We start from the raw sequence: 13,800 nt of genomic DNA, 5'->3' as shown, positions 1-13,800 counted from the left end.
CTTGAGACTCGGAAGCTTAGGGCGTAATGTTGCGGCGTTCAATCTTTGTTCTCATGATGACGCCCACGCCCGACAAGACACCCGGCTTCTGTCGCGACTGCCTTGCCGAGCAGAAGGGCGAGGCGCGCCGTTGTGTGTCCTGCGGCAGCCCCCGCCTGGTGCGCCATCGCGAGCTCTACGCATTGACGCTTGCGCATATTGATTGCGACGCCTTTTACGCGGCCGTCGAGAAACGCGACAATCCGGAACTTGCCGACAAGCCGGTGATCATCGGCGGCGGCAAACGCGGCGTCGTCTCCACCGCCTGTTATATCGCCCGCATCCACGGCGTGCGTTCGGCGATGCCGATGTTCAAAGCGCTGGAAGCATGCCCCGAGGCGATCGTCATCAGGCCCGACATGGAGAAATATGTCCGGGTCGGGCGCCAGGTGCGCGCCATGATGCAGGATCTGACGCCGCTGGTGCAACCGCTGTCGATCGACGAAGCCTTCCTCGAGCTTGGTGGCACCGAGAGGCTGCATCACGATCCGCCGGCGCGCACCCTCGCCAAATTCGCCCGCCGGGTCGAAAAGGAAATCGGCATCAGCGTTTCGGTCGGGCTTTCCTATTGCAAATTCCTCGCCAAGGTTGCCTCCGACCTGCACAAGCCGCGCGGCTTTTCCGTCATCGGCCGTGAAGAAGCGGTCGAGTTCCTGGCGCCGCGCCCCGTCACCACCATCTGGGGCGTCGGCAAGGCCTTTGCGGCGACGCTGGAGGCAGATGGCATCCGTACCATCGGCCAGTTGCAGCAGATGGAGGAAAACGACCTGATGCGCCGCTACGGCAGCATCGGCCAGCGGCTCGCCCGGCTGTCGCGTGGCATCGACGACCGTGAAGTGCATCTCAACGATGCGGCCAAGAGCGTTTCGTCCGAGACGACCTTCTTCGACGACATCTGGCGTTATGACGATCTGGTGCCGATCCTGCGCAACCTCTCCGAAAAGGTCTCCTGGCGGCTGAAGAAAAGCGGCATTGCCGGCCAGACCGTCGTCCTGAAGATGAAGAGCGCCGATTTCAAATCGCGCACCCGCAACCGCAAGCTCGAAGACCCGACCCAGCTTGCCGACAGGATCTTCCGCACCGGGCTCGAGCTTCTCGAAAAAGAAACTGATGGCACGAAGTTCCGACTGATCGGCATCGGCGTCAGCGATCTCGGCGATGCCGCGCGCGCCGATCCGCCCGATCTCATCGACCGGCACTCCGGCCGGCGAGCGGCCGCCGAAGCGGCGATGGACAAGCTGCGCGACAAGTTCGGCAAGAACACGGTCGAGACCGGCTACACCTTCGGCAGCGGCAAGCGCGATCACTAAGGCGTGAGCCCGGGCTGCCGCGCAGCCTATAAAATCTTCCTTAAACTTCGTCCCATAGTGTGCCCTGCAAGTATTGCGTATGGTTGGGTATCATGTTCTCGCGTCTCGTCTTCGGCCTCGGCTTGCTGTCGGCCACCGCACTCGTGCACCCTGCCCTTGCCGCAGATGCGCGCACGCTGCAGATCATCGTCTCGAAGGACAGGCAGTCGCTTGCGGTCTATGACGGTACCGAGGTCGTCGCGACCTCGAAGGTCTCGACCGGCAAGGACGGGCACACGACGCCGAGCGGCATCTTCTCGGTGCTCGAAAAGCAGAAATACCATGAATCCAATCTCTATTCGGCGGCGCCGATGCCGTTCATGCAAAGGCTGACCTGGTCCGGCATTGCGCTGCACGAATCGAATTCCGTGCCGCGTTATCCGGCCTCACATGGCTGCGTGCGCATGCCGGGCGCCTTTGCAAAGATGCTCTACGGGATGACCGAGCCCGGCATTCCCGTCATCATCAGCGACGGCCAAGTGGCGCCGCAGCCGATCGACCATCCGACCCTTTTCCATCGGCAAGCGCCGGCGCCGATGCTGCTGCTTTCAGATGTCGAACTGCGGCCCTCGATGCCCGACAGTCCGGGCACACCGGTGCAGGTGGCGATGAACGATACGGCGGCCATGCCGATGCCGGCAGCTTCGCCGATCACCGCGCACGAACCCGAGCCGCCGTCCGAGCCGATCAGCATGCTGATCACCCGCCGCACGCTGCGCGAGACGATCATCGACATCCAGGCCTTGCTCAACCAGCTCGGCTTTTCCGCCGGCGATCCGGACGGCTTGCTCGGGCCGTCGACCGTGCAGGCGATCAAGACTTTCAAGACGCTGCGGCCGGCCGAATTTGTCGGTGACAGAAGTCTGGTCTCCGACGCGCTCCTGAGGGAAGTCTATGCCGCGGCGGGCAAGGGTGAACCGCCGAACGGCGTCATCATGGTGCGCCGGGTGTTCAAGCCGATCTTCGAAGCGCCGGTGACCATCGCCGATCCGGGCTTGGCGCTTGGCACACATTTCTTCACGCTGCATGCGGTCGATGAAACGGCCGGCACGGCGGACTGGCTCGGCATCACGCTGGAAAACAATCTCTCCCGCGAGACGATGAAGCGGCTCGGCATCACCAATCAGGAAAGCTCGATCATCACCGGCAGGCCGATTGTCCGGTCGCTCAGCCGCATCACGATCCCGGAGGAGACCCGCCGCAGGATCGACGCGCTGATCGCGCCCGGCTCGACGCTGACGATCTCCGATACCGGCCTTGGCCGTGACACCGGCGACGGCACGGATTTCATCACCATTACGCGTGGCTGATCACGATCACCCAGATTTGATCACCATCAGCCGGGGTGATCAGACAAGCTCGACATCGACGACACCGGGGGCGGCGCGAAGAGCGGCGGCGATCTCCGGGGTGATGCGGTATTTCTCCGCCAGCGCCACTTCCACCTCGCGTTTGCCCTCCTCCTTGATGACGATGAAGGACACGAGGCCGTCGCCCTTGGCGTTGAGATGACCGGCGACCATCTTCAGCGGTCCGGAATCGCGGACATAGACGCGCAGCGCCTTCTGCATCTGCAGCGACTTTTCCTCCAGCGACTGGATCGTCTGGATGCGCAAGCCGATGCCTTCCGGCCGCTCCTCGCCGGTTGCGGTCAGCACGAAGGATTTTCCCGACTCCAGCACGTCGCGATACTGGTTGAGCATTTCCGAAAACAGCACCGCCTCGAACTGGCCGGAGGAGTCGGAAAAGACGATGATGCCCATCTTGTTGCCGGTGCGGGTCTTGCGCTCCTGCTTCGAAATGACGGTGCCGGCGAGGCGCGCATTGAAGGCGCCCTGTTTGATTGCTTGGGAAAATTCGGCAAAGGTCTGCACCCGCATCTTCTGCAGGAGGTTGCTGTAGGAATCGAGCGGGTGGGCTGTGAGATAGAAGCCCAGCACCTGGAATTCCTTGAGCAGCCGCTCGGAGGCAAGCCAGGGCGAGAACGGCGGCAGGGAGATTTTTTCCGGCCCCGAGGTCAGGGTGCTGCCGAAAATGTCCGACTGGCCGCTCAGCTTGTTCTCTTGGGCGCGCTGGGCATAACCGAGGATGCGGTCGAGGCCGGCCGAAAGCTGGGCGCGGTCGGTGCCGAAACAATCGAAGGCGCCGGCAAAAATCAGGCTTTCAAGCACGCGGCGATTGACCTGGCGCGGATCGATGCGCAGGCAGAAATCCTCGATGCCGGCAAAAGGCTTGTCGCCACGCACCTCGACGATATGGTCGACGGCGGATTCGCCGACGCCCTTGAGGGCGGCGAGCGCATAATAGATGCGGTTGGCGCCGGTCTGGAAATGGCGGAAGGAGGTCTGCACCGAGGGTGCGATCACTTCGATACCGAGGCGCTTGGCATCCTGGCGGAAATCGTTGACCTTTTCGGTGTTGGACATGTCGAGCGTCATCGAGGCGGCGAGGAATTCGACCGGATAATGCGCCTTCATATAGGCCGTCTGGTAGGAGACGATGGCGTAGGCAGCGGCATGCGACTTGTTGAAGCCGTAATTGGCGAACTTCGCCAGCAGTTCGAAGATATTGTCGGCCTGCGGCTTCGATACGCCGTTCTTGACGGCGCCGACGACGAAGCGTTCGCGCTGCTGGTCCATCTCGGCCTTGATCTTCTTGCCCATGGCGCGGCGCAGAAGATCGGCTTCTCCGAGCGAGTAACCGGACAGGACCTGGGCGATCTGCATCACCTGTTCCTGGTAGACGATGACGCCTTGGGTTTCCTTGAGCAGGTGGTCGATCATCGGATGGATCGATTCCAGCTCTTCTTCACCGTGCTTGCGGGCATTGTAGGTCGGGATGTTCTCCATCGGACCCGGACGGTAGAGCGCCACCAGGGCGATGATGTCCTCGATGCAGTCCGGCTTCATGCCGATCAGCGCCTTGCGCATGCCGGCACTTTCCACCTGGAACACGCCGACCGTCTCGCCGCGCGACAGCATCTCGTAGGTCTTCTTGTCGTCGAGAGGGATCGCCGCGAGATCGACCTTGACGCCGAGCTTGGCGACAAAATCGACCGCGACCTTCAGCACCGTCAGCGTCTTCAGGCCAAGAAAGTCGAATTTGACCAGGCCGGCCTGCTCTACCCATTTCATGTTGAACTGGGTGACCGGCATGTCGGAGCGCGGATCGCGATACATCGGCACCAGCTTGGAAAGCGGGCGGTCGCCGATGACGATGCCGGCGGCATGCGTCGAGGCATGGCGGTAAAGCCCCTCGATCTTCTGGGCAATGTCGAGCAGGCGCGCGACGACCGGCTCCTTCGCCGCCTCCTCCTGCAGCTTCGGCTCCTCCTCGATCGCTTTGGACAGCGGCGTCGGATTGGCCGGATTGTTCGGCACGAGTTTGCAGATCTTGTCTACCTGGCCGTAAGGCATTTCCAGCACGCGGCCGACATCGCGAAGGGCGGCGCGCGCCTGCAGCGAACCGAAGGTGATGATCTGCGCCACCTGCTCGCGGCCATACTTGGCCTGGACGTAGCGGATCACCTCTTCGCGGCGGTCCTGGCAGAAGTCGATGTCGAAGTCCGGCATCGAGACGCGTTCCGGATTGAGGAAGCGCTCGAAGAGCAGCGAAAACCGCAGCGGATCGACGTCGGTGATCGTCAACGCGTAGGCGACCAGGGAACCTGCGCCCGAACCGCGGCCCGGGCCGACCGGTATATCCTGCTGCTTGGCCCATTTGATGAAGTCGGCAACGATCAGGAAGTACCCGGGAAAACGCATGCGCTCGATGACGCTGAGTTCAAAATCCAGTCGCTCGCGATATTCCTTTTCCTCGTAACCCGGCGACATGCCGAGCGTCGAAAGCCGCATGTCCAGCCCTTCGACTGCCTGGCGGCGCAGTTCGCTCGCCTCGGCGCGTTCGGCCTCCTCGGGATCGTCGGTCGCACCGGTGAAGCGCGGCAGGATCGGCTTTCGCGTCTTCAGCACGAAGGAGCAACGCTTGGCGATCTCGATGGTGTTTTCCAGCGCTTCCGGCAGATCGGCGAAGAGCTTGGCCATCTCGGCCCGGCTCTTCAGATAATGGTCCGGGGTCAGGCGAAAGCGGCTATCGTCGGAGACGATGGCATTGTGGGCGACCGCCATCAGCGCATCATGGGCGTCGTAATCGTCGCGTGTCGGAAAGAAGGCCTCGTTGGTCGCAACCAGCGGCAGGTCGTTGATATAGGCAAGCCCGACGATCCTCTGCTCATGGCGCTTGTCGTAGGTACCGTGCCGCTGCAGCTCGACATAGAGCCGGTCGCCAAAGAGACGCTTCAGCGCAAGCAGCCGGACTTCCGCCTGGGCTGCATGGCCCTCCTTGATCGCCACGTCGACAGGCCCGGTCAGGGCGCCGGTCAGGGCGATCAACCCTTCTGTGCCGGCCTCTTCCAGCCAGGAGGCCTTGATATGAATGGCCTGGTTGCTTTCGCCGCCGAGATAGGCGCGGCTGACGAGGTCGACGAGCCGTTCGTAACCGGCATCGGTGGCAGCGAGAAGAACGATCGACGGCAGCTTGATCAGGGCCTGCTGGCCGCCGCGCTTTTCCGTTTCCAGCCCGTCTTCCATGTCGATCGAGACCTGGCAGCCGATGATCGGCTGCAGGCCCTCCTCCATCGCTTTCTGGGAGAATTCCAGCGCGACGAACAGATTGTTGGTGTCGGTAATGGCGATCGCCGGCTGGCTGTCGCCGGTCGCCTTGTAAAGGATCTTCTTCAGCGGCAAGGCGCCTTCGAGAAGCGAATAGGCGGAGTGGACCCTCAGGTGGATGAAGCCCGGCGTGCCGCCGGTCACCTCAGCCGTTGAACCCTTTGCCGTATCCGCCATGCCATGCCTTCCCAATCACCCGAATGAATCGGACGCATTGTCGGCATAGAGGGCGAAGATGTCCAGAAGAAGTCCCGCGTCCGGACCGCATGATTGCCATGCGGTCCCCTGAAAAGTTTAGATTGCCATGACGATGAGCGAGAAGCTGGCAACGAACATTGCGATGGAGGTGAATGCTGCGATATCACGGATCATGTCAGTCATTTGGCTCTCCTTTACTTGTTATGTTTTCAATTTGTTCGATGTTTGTTCCGTTGTCAACAGGAATCTTTTCCTTCTTTCTTGCGTTAGAAAATCCCGGGATGCGCATTGCGATTCGGTAAGGTCCGGGACGCGATCTGATGAGGAGCGATGTTGTTTCGCGATCTGCCGTAGATCGTGACATGGTCGCCAGACGGCCGACCTCCTCTCAAGACGACCCGCTTGTCTCGGCTGATGTTCTTTTTTTGTTCTTTACAGATCACTGCATATTTGCCAGCATCCGGCCGAGAGGAGAACGACATGCTCGACATTGCGATGCTGAACGAATTCGTCGTGGAGGCGAAGGCTGCGACCTATGTCGGCAGCGGCGTGCCGCGCGCGCCCTGCCGGCCGGGTGCCCACGATATGGGCTATGAGCGCGGCGACTGGCGCTATCTCGACAGCTACTTCGGCGGCACCGATTTCGCCGGACAGGAGGTGGTGTGGTTTGCCGGCGAGCCCGTGTGGGTGATGAACTATTTCGGTTGGATCGTCGCACCAGATCTCATCGACGGCGCTACCGCCGGGGCGGTGATCAAAGCGGCACTTTCAGCCATGTATCGGCAGGGGCGCTTTCTCGGCGGGATGGAATTCGATCATCCAATGGGCCGCTATCTCGACCGCAGCGAAGGCGGTTGCGAGCGGTTCAGCGGCCACGAATGCATCATGGTAGACGGCCAGAAGGCCTATATGCTCGATTATCGCGGCGGGCTGGTCATCCCGTAATCGCCGCGTTAGATTTTGCAGCGTTATCCCGGAACCGCTGCACACGTCCGGGCGACATGCTCTAGAAATCGACGACCTTGCCATCCGCGATCGTCACGCGCCGATCCATGCGGCGGGCGAGCTCGTGATTGTGGGTGGCGATGAGGGCCGCGAGGCCGGACTGGCGCACCAGCGCTTCCAGCGCATCGAAGACGTAACTTGCCGTTTCCGGGTCGAGGTTGCCGGTCGGCTCGTCGGCAAGAAGCAAGCTCGGCGCATTGGCGACGGCGCGGGCGATCGCGACGCGCTGTTGCTCGCCGCCGGAAAGCTCGCCAGGGCGATGGGCGCCACGATGGCCGATGCGCATATAATCGAGAAGCTGGCCCGCCCGCTCACCGGCCTCCTTCCAGGACAGCCCAGCGATCAGCTGCGGCATCATGATGTTCTCGAGTGCGGAAAATTCCGGCAACAGGTGGTGGAATTGGTAGACGAAGCCGATCTCGCTGCGGCGGATCGCGGTGCGTTTCTCATCGCTCAGGCCGTCGCAGGCATGGCCGTTGATGCTGACTTCACCGCCATCGGGATGTTCCAAGAGGCCGGCGACATGCAGCAGGGTCGACTTGCCCGTGCCGGAGGGAGCAACGAGAGCGACGATCTCGCCTTTCGACAGCGAGAAATCCGCGCTCTTCAGTATCGGGAGCAGCGTATCGCCCTGCCCGTAATGGCGCTCGACGCCGGTAAGCTTGAGAACGACGTTGCGTTTCATGAAGGCGGCATTCCTTATTCGTAGCGCAGGGCCTGCACCGGATCGAGCCTGGAGGCGCGCCAGGCCGGGAAGATGGTCGCGATGAAGGAGAGCGTCAGCGCCATGACGACGATCGAGATCGTTTCGCTGAGATCCATCTCGGCCGGCAGCTGGCTGAGGAAATAGACCTGCGGATTGAAGATCACGGTGCCCGAAATCCAGGAGAAAAACTGGCGGATGGATTCGATGTTGACGCAGACGAGGACGCCGAGCAGAACGCCGGCAACGGTGCCGACGATACCGATCGCCGCCCCGGTCATGAAGAAGATGCGCATGATCGCGCCGGCGCTGGCGCCCATGGTGCGCAGAATGGCGATATCGCTGCCCTTGTCCTTCACCAGCATGATGAGGCCGGAGATGATGTTCAACGCCGCGACAAGCACGATCAGCGTCAGAATCATGAACATGACGTTGCGCTCGACCTGCAGCGCCGAAAAGAAGGTCTGATTGCGCTGGCGCCAGTCGGTGAGGTTGATCTGGCGGCCTGCCGCTTCCTCCACCTTGGGCCTCAGAGTGTCGATATCGTCGGGGTGGTCGACGAAAAGCTCGATCGACTGCACCAGTCCCTCGGCATTGAAATAAAGCTGCGCTTCCTCGAGCGGCATGAAGATGATCGAGGAATCATATTCCGACATGCCGATCTCGAAGAGGCCGGAGATCTTGTAGGACTTGACGCGCGGGCTGACGCCCATCGGCGTAATGTCACCATCCGGCGAGGTCAGGGTGATGAGGTCGCCGACGCTCAGGCCGAGTTGGTTGGCCATGCCGGTGCCGATCAGCACGCCTTGGCCGGAGGCATAACCCACCATGTCGCCTGATTTGATGTTGTCGGAGATGGTCTTCAGCTTGGTCAAGTCCTCGGCGCGGGCGCCGCGCACCAAAGCACCGGTGCTGCCGCCAGCTTGGGCCGAGGCAAGCACCTGGCCTTCTACCAAGGGCAGCGCCATTTTGACGCCGGGCACGGCGGCCAACCTGCTGGAGAGGTCGGGATAATCGGTGAAGGGACCATCGGACGGCTGGACGATCATGTGGCCGTTAATGCCGAGGATGCGCGAGACGAGCTCGGTGCGGAAGCCGTTCATCACGGCCATGACGATGATCAGCGTCGCAACGCCGAGCGTGATGCCGACGAAGGAAAAGCCGGCGATGACCGAGATGAAGGCTTCCTTGCGGCGGGCGCGCAGATAGCGCCACGCCACGAGGCGTTCGAAGGTGGAAAATGGCTTGCCAGCCGGACCCAAGCCGGATTTTGAACTCCGGTCCACTGCTGCCTCTGCCATTTCGCCTCCGTTTCCTTAAGCCACGAACCTGTTGATCGCCGCTTCGATGGTCATCGTTTCGCGGGCGCCGGTCTTGCGGTCCTTCACCTCGACTTCGCCGTTGGCGACCGCGCGCGGGCCGGCGATGATCTGGACGGGCACACCGATCAGGTCGGCGGTCGCGAATTTCGTGCCGGCCCGGTCGTCGGTATCGTCGTAGAGCACATCCTTGCCGGCCTTGGTCAGCGCGGCATAGATCAGCTCGCAGGTATCGTCGCAGGCCTGATCGCCTGCCTTCATGTTGATCACCACGACATCAAAGGGCGCCACCGATGCCGGCCAGATGATTCCGTTGTCGTCATGCGAGGCTTCGATGATGGCGGGAACAAGGCGCGTCGGGCCGATACCGTAGGAACCCATGTGAACGAAATGTTCCTTGCCGTCGGGTCCCTGCACTTTCGCGCCCATCGGCTCGGAATATTTCGTGCCGAAATAGAAGATATGGCCGACCTCGATGCCGCGCGCCGAAAGGCGGTCGCCTTCGGGAACGGCGTTGAAAGCCGCCTCGTCATGCATTTCCGAGGTCGCCGCATAGAGCGATGTCCATTTGTCGAAGATCGCCTGCAGGCCTTCGACGCTGTCGAAATCCGTGCGTTCGTCGGGCGTATCAAAGCCGACGAAATCCTTGTGGCAGAACACCTCGGATTCGCCGGTGTCGGCGAGGATAATGAATTCATGGCTGAGCTTGCCGCCGATCGGGCCGGTATCGGCGCGCATCGGAATGGCGCGCAGGCCGAGCCGGTCGAAGGTTCTGAGGTAGGCGGCGAACATCTTGTTGTAGGAATGCTCCGCCGCTTCACGCGTCAGATCGAAGGAATAGGCATCCTTCATCATGAATTCGCGCGAGCGCATGGTGCCGAAGCGCGGGCGGATCTCGTCGCGGAACTTCAGCTGGATGTGATAGAGATTGAGCGGCAGGTCCTTGTACGACTTGACGGAGGAGCGGAAAATATCCGTCACCATCTCCTCGTTGGTGGGGCCATAGAGCATCGGCCGATCCTGGCGGTCCTTGATGCGCAGCATCTCCTTGCCGTAGGCGTCGTAGCGGCCGCTCTCCTGCCAGAGTTCGGCCGACTGCAGGGTCGGCATCGAAAGCTCGATGGCGCCGGCGCGGTTCTGCTCGTCGCGGATAATGGCGTTGACCTTGTCGAGCACGCGCTTGCCGAGCGGCAGCCAGGAATAGATGCCCTGCGACTGCTGGCGGATCATGCCGGCGCGCAGCATCAGCCGGTGGGAGACGATTTCCGCTTCCTTGGGGTTTTCCTTGAGGATGGGCATGAAATAGCGGGACAGACGCATGGCGGATTCCGAAGCAGTTGAGATCCCGCCGTAAGCGGAATCGAAAGACAGTGGTGGATGTCGGGAGCGTTCATAGCCGCTTCGCGGCAGGAAGGAAACCCGCAACGAACGTTGGCAACCTCCCCGAAGCGCATGTTCGCAGCCGCAAAATGGAAGGGCGTCGAAAAGCGCGTGTTTATAAGGACTTGAACGAAAATCTTGTCAACAGAAAAATTTTACTAGAGTGTAGCAAAAATGCAAAAAAAGCTAATGACAAAGCCCAATGTTTGAGCTAGCTTTAGCTCACAAAACAGGCAAGAGAGATAAATTCTTGCCAAATTCGCGGTCAAGTCTTGGGAGGATCAGATCTTAGGCGCGCTCGTCGCTGCCCCGGCAACGGTTACAGATCACGCGATACTTAAAACAAGGCTTTTAGCCTTGTTTTTTTTTGGCTTTTCGACTTCACCTACCCTAAAAATCCAGACAACTTCCGTAAGGGAATGATCCTCATTCCGTTACGCCAGCTCTTTGCCGCAACAGCATGACGCTGGTGTGACGAAGTTCGCTTTTTGGTGATATACATCTGCCCAAAGTTTGGGCAAAAGCTAGCTCTTAATAGAAGCTCGGCCCGAGTTGTGGAAGAGCATCGAAGCCCCAGCCGAAATAGGTGTCGCAGACATACCAGAGGCCGTAGATCAGAGCGGAAATCAGCGTCGTCAACGAAAAGACGAAGGCGGCACGAAACCGGCTGGGCGCGCTCGGAACGGTGCCGAAAACGACGTCATTGTCCTCAGCCTGGGTGCGCAGGCCGATCGGCAGGACGGCAAACAGCGTCATCCACCAGACGATAAAGTAGACGGCAAATCCCTGAAGAAATGTCTGGAGCATTGTGGTTCCCGGTGGTGTCGCGCTAAAGCGCGTCGCGATCTTTCAGATTCGCTCCTTGCGCTTTAGCTCTTTGTTTTACGCATGTCGTTGCCGCAAAACCGCTGCACACTTTTGCGCGACATGCTTTAGAGGGCGGCGACAGACGTTCTGTCACTTTGAGTTAGGCGCCCTTATACGGCGGAATGGCAGCCAACTCAAAGCGGATGACGCGCATAGCCGCCTCGGAGGCATTCTGCCGCAGGGGTCACGCCTGTTCGAGTTCGATCAGCGTGCCGAAGAAATCCTTGGGATGCAGAAACAGCACCGGTTTGCCATGCGCGCCGGTTTTCGGCTGGCCGTCGCCGAGCACCCTTGCCCCGGCCTCGACCAACCGGTCACGGGCGAGAATAATATCATCCACCTCGTAGCAGATATGGTGCATGCCGCCAGACGGGTTCTTTTCGAGGAAGGCTCCGATCGGCGAGGTATCGCCGAGCGGTTGCAGCAATTCGACCTTGGTGTTCGGCAATTCGACGAAGACGACGGTGACGCCGTGTTCCGGCAGAGCCTGCGGCTGCGATACGGCAGCGCCTAGCGTGTCACGATAGGCGGCCGTTGCCGCGGCCAGATCGGCGACGGCAATGGCGACATGGTTCACGCGGCCAAGCATGGTCAGACCTTGGTGACGAAGGCGGTGACGACCGGCTTCTTGCCCCAGACCTGGTTCGCGGCGGAGCGGATGGCCCGGCGCACGGCCTCCTGCAGCATGTCGATATCCTTGCGACGGGCGCGCGGAATGCTTTCGATGGCGCTGATCGCCGCTTCGAAGAGCGTATCTTCCATCTCCTCGCCCTCGACGTCGTAGACCGGCAGGCCGATCGAAACGAGATCGGGATCACCGACGATGTCATAGCGGGCGTCGAGCACGACGCTGACCGCGACATGGCCGACATAGGAAAGCTTCTTGCGCTCGCCGATCCCCATCTCGTCGAAATCGCCGATCAGCGTACCGTCCTTGTAGATGCGACCATGTGGCGCCTGGCCGATCACCTCGGCGGGACCGGGCGCCAGCCGCAGAATATCGCCGTTGCGCACGCGCGGCACCAGGGCGATGCCGGATTGCTCGGCAAGCTCCTTGTGCGCCGTCAGATGCGTCGCCTCGCCATGCACCGGCACGACGATCTTCGGCCGCGTCCACTCGTACATCCGTTGCAACTCGTTGCGGCGGGGATGGCCGGAGACGTGAACCAGCGCCTCGGTATCGGTGATGATGTGCACACCCTGCTCGACGAGGCCGTTCTTGATGTCCTGGATCGCCTTCTCGTTGCCGGGAATGGAGCGCGAGGAAAACACGACGATATCGCCGGCCGCAAATGCCACATTGCGCATCTCGTCGCGGGAAAGCTTGGCAAGCGCTGCCCGCGCCTCGCCCTGGCTGCCGGTCAGAATGACGACGACCTTGTCGCGCGGGATGTAGCCGTATTCGTCCTCGGAGATGAAAGGCTTCACGCCCTCCATCAGGCCGATATCCTGGGCAACGTCGACGACCCGCTTCAGCGAGCTGCCGAGCAGCAGCACTTCGCGGCCTGCCGCTTCAGCAGCCTCGGCAACGGTGCGGATGCGCCCGACATTCGACGAGAAGGTGGTGATCGCCACCCGCCCTTCGGCATTCTCGATGATCTTGCGCAGGCTTTCCGACACATCCTTTTCGGAGGGCGAAACGCCGTCGCGTAGCGCGTTGGTGGAATCGCACATCAGCGCCAGAACGCCCTCGTCGCCGAGCTGACGGAACCGCGTCTCATCGGTCAGAGGGCCGAGCGAAGGCTCGTGGTCGATCTTCCAGTCGCCGGTATGGATGACATTGCCGACTGGCGTGCGGATCATCAGCGACATCGGCTCGGGGATCGAATGGTTGACGGCCACACCTTCGATGCTGAAGGGGCCGACATTGATGGTGTCGCCTGCCTTGAACGGCGTCACCGGCACTTCGCCGATCCTGGCCTTTTCGAAATTGCGCTTGGCTTCGAGCAGACCAGCGGTAAAGCCCGAGGCATAGACCGGCACATTGAGCCCGGGCCAGAGATCGGCGAGCGCGCCATAATGATCTTCATGGGCATGGGTGATGATGATCGCCTTGAGGTTCTTGCGTTCACTGGCGAGGAAACGGATATCGGGCAGGACGAGGTCGACGCCCGGCAGGTCGGGGCCGGGAAAGGTAACGCCGCAATCGACCATGATCCATTGGCGATGCTCGGGCGGGCCGTAGCCATAAAGAGCGAGATTCATGCCGATCTCGCCAACGCCGCCCAGAGGCAGGAATACCAACTCGTCCTGTTTCGCCATAATTTTCG

Annotated in this window: 10 protein-coding genes; 3 read left to right on the top strand and 7 right to left on the bottom strand. The window is 61.2% G+C overall.

Annotation, left to right across the window (positions count from 1 at the left end; all coding sequences use genetic code 11):
• Window positions 1–56: 56 nt before the first annotated feature.
• Both HJB82_RS10070 and HJB82_RS10065 read left to right on the top strand, forming a co-directional pair.
• On the top strand, window positions 57–1,349 hold the full coding sequence (locus HJB82_RS10070; protein WP_207584290.1) for a DNA polymerase IV: 1,293 nt from the start codon (window positions 57–59) through the stop codon (window positions 1,347–1,349).
• A 92-nt stretch (window positions 1,350–1,441) separates the two neighbouring features.
• Window positions 1,442–2,698 (top strand): L,D-transpeptidase family protein, encoded by a 1,257-nt coding sequence (locus HJB82_RS10065; protein ID WP_221139893.1) that lies wholly within the window; start codon window positions 1,442–1,444, stop codon window positions 2,696–2,698.
• Between the two features lie 39 nt (window positions 2,699–2,737).
• Here HJB82_RS10065 and dnaE read toward each other — a convergent pair whose 3' ends face one another.
• The gene (gene dnaE / locus HJB82_RS10060; protein WP_207583804.1) at window positions 2,738–6,235 is read right to left on the bottom strand and encodes a DNA polymerase III subunit alpha; all 3,498 of its coding nucleotides are present in this window, start codon (window positions 6,233–6,235) and stop codon (window positions 2,738–2,740) included.
• 501 nt (window positions 6,236–6,736) lie between these two features.
• Here dnaE and HJB82_RS10055 point away from each other — a divergent pair.
• Window positions 6,737–7,201: a DUF5680 domain-containing protein gene (locus tag HJB82_RS10055; protein ID WP_221139892.1), complete on the top strand. Its 465-nt coding sequence runs from the start codon at window positions 6,737–6,739 to the stop codon at window positions 7,199–7,201.
• Between the two features lie 61 nt (window positions 7,202–7,262).
• Here the strand turns inward: HJB82_RS10055 and HJB82_RS10050 are convergent, their stop codons facing one another.
• From HJB82_RS10050 to HJB82_RS10025, 6 genes are all read right to left on the bottom strand, one after another.
• Window positions 7,263–7,946 carry an ABC transporter ATP-binding protein gene (locus HJB82_RS10050; RefSeq protein ID WP_207583802.1) on the bottom strand — a complete coding sequence of 228 codons (684 nt, stop codon included), beginning with the start codon at window positions 7,944–7,946 and terminating at the stop codon, window positions 7,263–7,265.
• 14 nt (window positions 7,947–7,960) lie between these two features.
• Window positions 7,961–9,265: a lipoprotein-releasing ABC transporter permease subunit gene (locus HJB82_RS10045; protein WP_221115183.1), complete on the bottom strand. Its 1,305-nt coding sequence runs from the start codon at window positions 9,263–9,265 to the stop codon at window positions 7,961–7,963.
• Between the two features lie 15 nt (window positions 9,266–9,280).
• On the bottom strand, window positions 9,281–10,603 hold the full coding sequence (proS, locus tag HJB82_RS10040; protein WP_221139891.1) for a proline--tRNA ligase: 1,323 nt from the start codon (window positions 10,601–10,603) through the stop codon (window positions 9,281–9,283).
• A gap of 591 nt (window positions 10,604–11,194) precedes the next feature.
• Window positions 11,195–11,470: a DUF1467 family protein gene (locus HJB82_RS10035; RefSeq protein ID WP_164008977.1), complete on the bottom strand. Its 276-nt coding sequence runs from the start codon at window positions 11,468–11,470 to the stop codon at window positions 11,195–11,197.
• A gap of 244 nt (window positions 11,471–11,714) precedes the next feature.
• Window positions 11,715–12,119, bottom strand: a complete 405-nt coding sequence (mce, locus tag HJB82_RS10030) for a methylmalonyl-CoA epimerase (RefSeq protein ID WP_207583798.1) — start codon at window positions 12,117–12,119, stop codon at window positions 11,715–11,717.
• A gap of 2 nt (window positions 12,120–12,121) precedes the next feature.
• Window positions 12,122–13,792, bottom strand: a complete 1,671-nt coding sequence (locus tag HJB82_RS10025; protein ID WP_207583797.1) for a ribonuclease J — start codon at window positions 13,790–13,792, stop codon at window positions 12,122–12,124.
• Window positions 13,793–13,800 lie beyond the last annotated feature (8 nt).

Source organism: Rhizobium sp. NZLR10, from assembly GCF_019685125.1.
GTDB lineage: Bacteria > Pseudomonadota > Alphaproteobacteria > Rhizobiales > Rhizobiaceae > Rhizobium.
Note: the sequence above shows the minus strand (reverse complement) of the source record. Positions and strands in the feature narration are given on the sequence as shown.